The sequence below is a fragment of the Bacteroides sp. RTP31139st1_H2_RTP31139_211217 genome (assembly GCF_040227615.1).
Classification (GTDB): domain Bacteria; phylum Bacteroidota; class Bacteroidia; order Bacteroidales; family Bacteroidaceae; genus Bacteroides; species Bacteroides uniformis.
The window spans coordinates 9,030-15,172 of sequence record NZ_JBCNZM010000115.1; the positions used below are offsets into that span (position 1 = coordinate 9,030).

The 6,143-nt window shown below is 47.5% G+C and carries 5 protein-coding genes and 2 pseudogenes; all 7 read right to left on the reverse strand.

Annotated features, from left to right (window positions below):
- Window positions 1-1,495, reverse strand: a pseudogene (locus ABUA47_RS16970) (hypothetical protein); the annotation flags it as partial.
- The gene (locus ABUA47_RS16975; protein ID WP_149923039.1) at window positions 1,479-1,703 is read right to left on the reverse strand and encodes a hypothetical protein; all 225 of its coding nucleotides are present in this window, start codon (window positions 1,701-1,703) and stop codon (window positions 1,479-1,481) included. The gene ABUA47_RS16975 and the pseudogene ABUA47_RS16970, both read right to left, overlap by 17 nt.
- Before the next feature lie 17 nt (window positions 1,704-1,720).
- Window positions 1,721-3,109, reverse strand: a complete 1,389-nt coding sequence (locus ABUA47_RS16980) for a phage portal protein (RefSeq protein ID WP_149923040.1) — start codon at window positions 3,107-3,109, stop codon at window positions 1,721-1,723.
- A 34-nt stretch (window positions 3,110-3,143) separates the two neighbouring features.
- Complete coding sequence (locus ABUA47_RS16985) at window positions 3,144-4,730, reverse strand: hypothetical protein (RefSeq protein ID WP_225982497.1); 1,587 nt, start codon at window positions 4,728-4,730, stop codon at window positions 3,144-3,146.
- Between the two features lie 102 nt (window positions 4,731-4,832).
- Entirely contained in the window at window positions 4,833-5,411 is a 579-nt protein-coding gene (locus tag ABUA47_RS16990) for a hypothetical protein (RefSeq protein ID WP_007565040.1), read from the reverse strand.
- Window positions 5,408-5,698 carry an S-adenosylmethionine decarboxylase family protein gene (locus ABUA47_RS16995; RefSeq protein ID WP_120177979.1) on the reverse strand — a complete coding sequence of 97 codons (291 nt, stop codon included), beginning with the start codon at window positions 5,696-5,698 and terminating at the stop codon, window positions 5,408-5,410. Before ABUA47_RS16995 ends, ABUA47_RS16990 begins: the two co-directional genes overlap by 4 nt.
- A pseudogene (locus ABUA47_RS17000) lies at window positions 5,691-6,143 on the reverse strand (site-specific DNA-methyltransferase); the annotation flags it as partial. The pseudogene ABUA47_RS17000 and the gene ABUA47_RS16995, both read right to left, overlap by 8 nt.

The following is a 6,143-nucleotide window of genomic DNA, read 5'->3' on the forward strand; positions in this document are numbered from 1 at the left end:
GGCGTATTTCATGCCATAGGCTTTCAAGGGCGTATTCTTGTTTGAATGTCATATCAATACCCGTGGATATGGCTTTTAAAGCCCCCTTGACTTCTTCAAGCGGGTTGAATATCTCGCCGCTGACAAGCTTAAATTCCCGGTTGGCAATCTTGATTGTGTTCCCCGCCATGTTATAAGCCCCTGTGGAGTTCAGATAAGACCGGGAGTTTGCCATAAAGAAACTTACGCCTTTAGCCCGTGTTATCACGACATCAGTCAACCCACCGAGGAATAAATCGGGGTTGTTCTGGGCAAAGGTCTTAATCGTGTTCTGAACCTCTTTGCCCGTGATATAGTTCGGGTCTTTGAGTTTCAGAAAGGCTTCTTTCAGGTTCTCAATAAGCCCCGCATCTTGACCGCCTTTCAGTGTTCCCATGTTCTGAATGAACCTTTCAGGAATAAACTTCACGTTATCACGAATGAAGTACGGAACAGATGACATACGTTTTGCCCGGTCTTCATTATCAGCAAGCCATTGTTTGAAATTATCGGGTACATCTTTGACCTCGTTCTTGCTCCCTTGAACGGGTTCTTCTCCCGCCATAATACGGCGGTTGTCCTCTGCCATTTCTTCCTCAGTCTTCAAGACTGTTTCAGCATGACAGCGGCAATGTGGATGCCATCCCGTGAACTTGAACGTTTTCGGGTAAAGCCCTTTCAGTTCATCGCAAATGTCCCTGAACGCAACGCCGTTCAAAGTGTGGTTATTACTCAGCTTGATTTCAATTCCGACAACGAAATCAAGGTCTTGCCAGCGGGTATAGTCTGCCGTTCGATAAGCGATGTTCGTTTCTGTGGCGGCGAGGCGGCGAGTGTTCTTGAATGAAGAACGGTAAACGCCTTGACCGGGATGAAAAGCCGCCGCCCGCTTGGATAACTGCAAAACCCCGTGTTCATCCTTGACACGTCTGAACAGTTTGTCGGGAAATTTCAGGTATTGACGCAGTTCTTTTGTCATGTCCTCGGCAGATACGCCGTTTCTCAAACTGACATCAAGCCCGAGTTCTATTTCCTCCTTGAACTGGTTCGTATAGTTCCATACACGGTCTGATAGCTTCAGCCCGTTTGTCTTTCTCTGAATGAACGCTTCACGGGCTTCATCGTTCGTGGAGAAATAACGGCGGTATTGAGCCTGAGAGAGTTTTCCCACGTTATCCCCGAAGACCCGACGGGCGAGTTCGTTGTTCTTGTTGTTTGATAGAGACCAAGCGGAGTTTATGCCGTTGACTATCGCCGCCGACAACCCGCTTTTTAGCCCCGACAACAGCTTTTCTATTCTTTTGCGTGTAATTGGATAGTCGCTGAAAGAAAAAAGCCTGTCGGGGTTAAAATCGCTTATGGTCGCACCGATACGTGCGGCTTCCTTGACAGCAGCCTCGTAAATCTGTTCTATGCGCTTGTCAAGGGCTGACAGGTCTTTCAAGTGTTGACGTTCCCATTTATTCAGCCTTGCCATTGTTTACCTCCCGTTTGATGAAGTGTTCGCACTGAGGGTCTGAAAGAAAGCGACAGAACTTTCCGTCCGTGTAGAACGGGCAACGGCACATGAATGGTTTCCCGTTTGCGCCTATCTCATGCCAATCATAGCTGTGCCCGCAGTCACGGCATTGAAATTTCGGTTGTTCTTTGGTCTTTGGCGGTTGTCTTCTTCTTGATATAGCCATAATTTCCCCCTTTCTTGTTATTCAGTCATTTCAAGGCTGTCATACATTTCTTCTTCCTTGATTTCTTTCAGCGTCTTGTCAACGTCATCAGATTGCCCGTAACGCTCAATGGATTCACGCTGAGACATAAGAGGCTTGCCACCGTTGGCTGTCATCAAGTTGTTGATGTCATCCTTTTCATCCGATATTGTGAACGGGGTAATGATGATTTCAGCTTTCAGAGCGTCAATGTCGGCGGCGTAGCTTTCCCCGAAGACAATCTTTGCGTAAGCCTTGATAACGTTTATTTCACGGTCGAAGAACTCAATCAGCGGTCCTTTTTCATCGTTGACTTTCAGTTGTGCGTCAATGAACAGTTGTTTCCGGCTCTCTCCTGACAAGGCGACTTGCGACATCTTCTCGTAAGACCAATCAGGGAGTTGAAGCATTGTGAAATAGAGGTTTCTCAACTCTGAGACGTGGAATTTCAGGTTCTCAACGGCTTGTTGCCAAGTGACATACTGCGCTGTTGAGCCTTTCGGGTATTGCATGACGGCACGGGCTTCCTTATCAGGGCTTTTTTCATCGCCGTAGCTTATCGCTTCATCAGCGAAGACACAGAACAGTGGCTTTGAGTTCTCACGGATGTAATTACCGTTACGGCTCAAAGACCATTCAATTTCGTAAACTGTATCTGACGTGAATTCCCAAATCGGGAAAGGACGGCAGGCGTAAATTGCGGGGATTTTCAAAAGCGTTATATCTTCATTCTCAATCTCCTGCCATGAACCGCTTTCAGAAGACCATTTGATGTGCTTGTTTGCCGTGTATGCGTCAAAGAACTTCACGGTCTTTCTCCCTTTCTTCCTTTGATAGCCGACTGACATTGCTATCATGTCGCCGTATTCATCGAAAAGGGGGTATAGGTCATCGCCGAGCATGGGGGAGAACGTGCGACAACGGATTTTCAGGGGGCTTTTTCTTCCGTAAAGCGTGTTGTTCTGTTCAAGGGCGTACCATAACGTCATAATCTCGCAGCCGGCAAAGAACCTGTTCACACGGTCTATGTCAACGCTGTCGATGCGGTTCTTGTCGAGGACGCTTGTGATGAATGTCGCCACTTCTTTCTGTTTGTCGTTCTCAGGCTTGAACACACGTTTGACAGGTATAGCCGTAACCAGTTCTGTCATTCTCTTTGATGCGAGTTTCTGAAAGCCGAGCGCAATGCGGGTCACGGGCTGAATCCCGTCTTCGTTCACGATGTCGGGGTATTTCTGTCTATCCATAACGGGATGAAACTTCGGGTTATACTCCATTTCAAGCCCTTTTCTGCCGCCCCAAACAGGGACGTTCACGGTCTTTTCACTCAGGGCGGCAATCTTCTGTTCTGCCGTCATGTCTGAATTTAAAATTTCTTCGATTGTCATTGTTTGATATTTTTTGAATTGAACATTCTGTTTGTTATCTCCGTATCATTTTCGCAATTCTGTTCACGTTGATAGGTTTCGCATACCGAACGGGATAGAACGTGTTAGCCAAAGCGTCAAACTTATCAGGGCTTCGCCCGAGGCGTTCTTTGATGTCTTCTTTCGGTTCAATATAAAGTTTGCCGTTTGACTTTACCGAGAACTTTATTTCCGTGGCTTCTTCGTCAAACTTGTCATCCGGCGGCAGCATGGCTCCCGTGTTGTTTCTTGGGTTCAGCCAATCACGGACAGCCCAAAACAGATAAGCACGCATATTGAAGAACTTGTTTTGCCCCGTGATGTCACTCAGTTCACGCCCGTTAGGGGTCTTTGCGCTCTCTGAATACTTGCAACTCAGGATATAATGGGGTTCGTCTTCAAGTTCAACGCAGCGGCTATAAACGCCCGCACCTTCGCCGATTGTGTCAATACTGACGTAAAGACCGATGTTCTGTCGGCGGGCAACCATGATTTTCCCAGCTACTTTCATGTGGTCTGCCACACCGCCTGAATTGTGTGTGTCAAAGGAAGCCACCCAGTTGTCACGGCGAAGAACATAACACGTTGCGTCACGCCCCATGCCCGCCACGTCAACACCGAGAATATTGAGGTCAGCCCGAAGCGGTTCACGCCCTTTTGCTTGTTTCCAACGTTCGTGCGCTTCTTCAAGCCATTGACGGGGAATAAGCGTGTCTTCATCGACTTTCGGGAACAGACCGAGGACTTTCTTTCTGAACAGGTCTTCCGGGCGATACCATTGCCCCTCGAACTCAAAGTCATCCATTTCTGATATGATTTCATCGGGGGATATTTTCTCACACCAATTTTCAAGTTTATCCAACACCCAATCGTAGTCAACCTGACCGGGAATAATAATCTTCTTGCTTGCGATATTCGGGGCTGTCAGGCTGTTCAGACGGTATTTGTGCCAACGGTCGCCTTTCTGAGATTTGGCTGCGTATCCTACTGTCGTATTGGGGTTGAAGACAATCAGAATACGGCTATCGCCCTGCAGGTTTCCCTCAATGGCGGCAAATGTGTCATCCCCTATACCTGTTGCCTCTGTGATGACGAACATTGTATGAACGGCGTGGAAACCTGACCACGCTTCATGGTTGTGTTCATCAGCCTTGAAACCCGTCAGGAACCATTCATCATTGTTTGTTCTTATGTCGTAAGCGTTCAGTTTGCCGATAAGTTCAACGCCACGGGCTTTTGCCCTGTTGAAAAGGCGGCTTATCTCAGGCATCATGATGTTCTTCACTTGTCGGTCTGTCGGGGCTGTCAAAGCGACCTTGGTGTTTTCAACAAGTTCTATTTCCCCCAAACTGTTCTTTCTCCAACGAGGTGTGAGATACAAGAAACAGATAGCGGCACAAGCCGCAACGAAATCTTTTCCTCGGGCTGTCCCCGATGCAACCGATGTTCGCCTGTTGTGTTGAACGCTTGACAGTATTTCTTGCTGTTCTTTGTCAAGGGTCACTCCGAGGGCTTCACGGACAAACCTGTTCCAGTCTGCCCGCCATAGGTTCATCAGTTCAAGACCTTTCTTGCGGAGAATATCTTTATTCTGTTTCTTCATTGAGTTATTTTTTGCTGATTCGCCCTGTGCCGGGCTTTCGTTTTCAAATGGTAATTTTATACGAGTGAATGATTTCAGAGCCACATTCGGGCGCAATCGGTGTTATTCTGCTTCGTCCTGCGTTTCGGGTTCATCCAACAAGCCGCTTTCAATCAGCAGAGAGGCGAAAGATACATTTCCGTTGATGTCTTTCTTTTCGGGAGCGTAAAGACCAAGCAGCTTACGCCGTTCTTCAAGTTGTTTCCTGATTTCGGCGATATATGACGGGTCTCCGAGCATGATAACCTCTGTTTCCGTCCTTTCTGTCTGATACGTCCTGATTGAAGTCTGCCCCGTCTCGTTGTCACGGGCGGGAGAGCCTTTCTGCTTGCGTTGTGTCTTGTTGTAATCAGTCTTTGACTTTTCCCACTGTTCCCATAGTTCCCGGCAGGTTTCGTCAATACGTTCAAGTTCAAGTGTCAGAGCAGCGTCCATGTCTTCAATTCTGTTTTCCCGCCATTCGTCAAGAAGCGTCTGCACGTCTTTGTGAACCGTGGCGAGGGAATAAGAAGACAGTTCAAGCCGCTTCACGACTTCTGATTGAATTTTTCTGAGGCTGTAACCCCGCTTGTACATTCCCGCCACGATTTCGAGACGGGCTTGTTTCAGTTGGTTTCTTTTCTTTTCCTGTGCCTTGCTCATAGTTCTTTTGTCATTGAAAGAAAGTTCAGATAAAAGTCAAGGTTGCAGCTTGACAGTTCGATGTATGTTCGCCCGAACTCAGGAAACGTATGAACGGCAAAGTGGCTCTCGGAAAGCAGCCATAAAGCCGTGTAACCTTGTGGGCTGAAATGATGTTCCGTGCAACTCAGAACATTGAAACCCGCTTTACGGAGAAGTTCGTCAAACATTCCCCGCAGTGCTTTCGGGTCGGTCTCTTTGACCCATTGGGCGTGATTCCAGATTTTTGCTTGCATGGTCTTATTCATTTTCAGTTGTTTCACTCTCAGAAGAAGTTTCAGTGGCTTCAAACTGAACCATGTCTTCTTCTGTGTACTCAATTTTCGGGTATTCTTTCTTTATGTCTTTCGGGTTGCCTTTGAAGAACACGAGAATGTGCTGGTGCGTCTTTGCGACCTTTCTTGTCTCCATATACCGGGCGGCTCTCAGGGCTGTTGAAGCGGTTTGTTCAACAAGGATGATTTCATTATACAGAAGAACGCCCGCTTCTTTGAATATCCGCTTGATGTCGCCGCAGAAGTCATAATAAAAGCCCGTCTTCCGGTCACGGACATCGCCCACACAGATAACGGCGAAACGGTTATTTCTCAGACAGCCGACAGCCGCCGTGAAAGCGTTCTTCAATATCTGAATGAAGTCTTCATAGCTGTCCTGATTGCTTGCGTCATTCGGGAGGTCTGAATACTTTTCAAG

What these genes read in the sequence shown, in the direction of transcription:
- ABUA47_RS16995 (WP_120177979.1), bottom strand. Translation starts at nt 5,698, where the DNA reads ATGAATAAGACCATGCAAGCAAAAATCTGGAATCACGCCCAATGGGTC.
- ABUA47_RS16980 (WP_149923040.1), bottom strand. Translation starts at nt 3,109, where the DNA reads ATGACAATCGAAGAAATTTTAAATTCAGACATGACGGCAGAACAGAAG.
- ABUA47_RS16985 (WP_225982497.1), bottom strand. Translation starts at nt 4,730, where the DNA reads ATGAAGAAACAGAATAAAGATATTCTCCGCAAGAAAGGTCTTGAACTG.
- ABUA47_RS16990 (WP_007565040.1), bottom strand. Translation starts at nt 5,411, where the DNA reads ATGAGCAAGGCACAGGAAAAGAAAAGAAACCAACTGAAACAAGCCCGT.
- ABUA47_RS16975 (WP_149923039.1), bottom strand. Translation starts at nt 1,703, where the DNA reads ATGGCTATATCAAGAAGAAGACAACCGCCAAAGACCAAAGAACAACCG.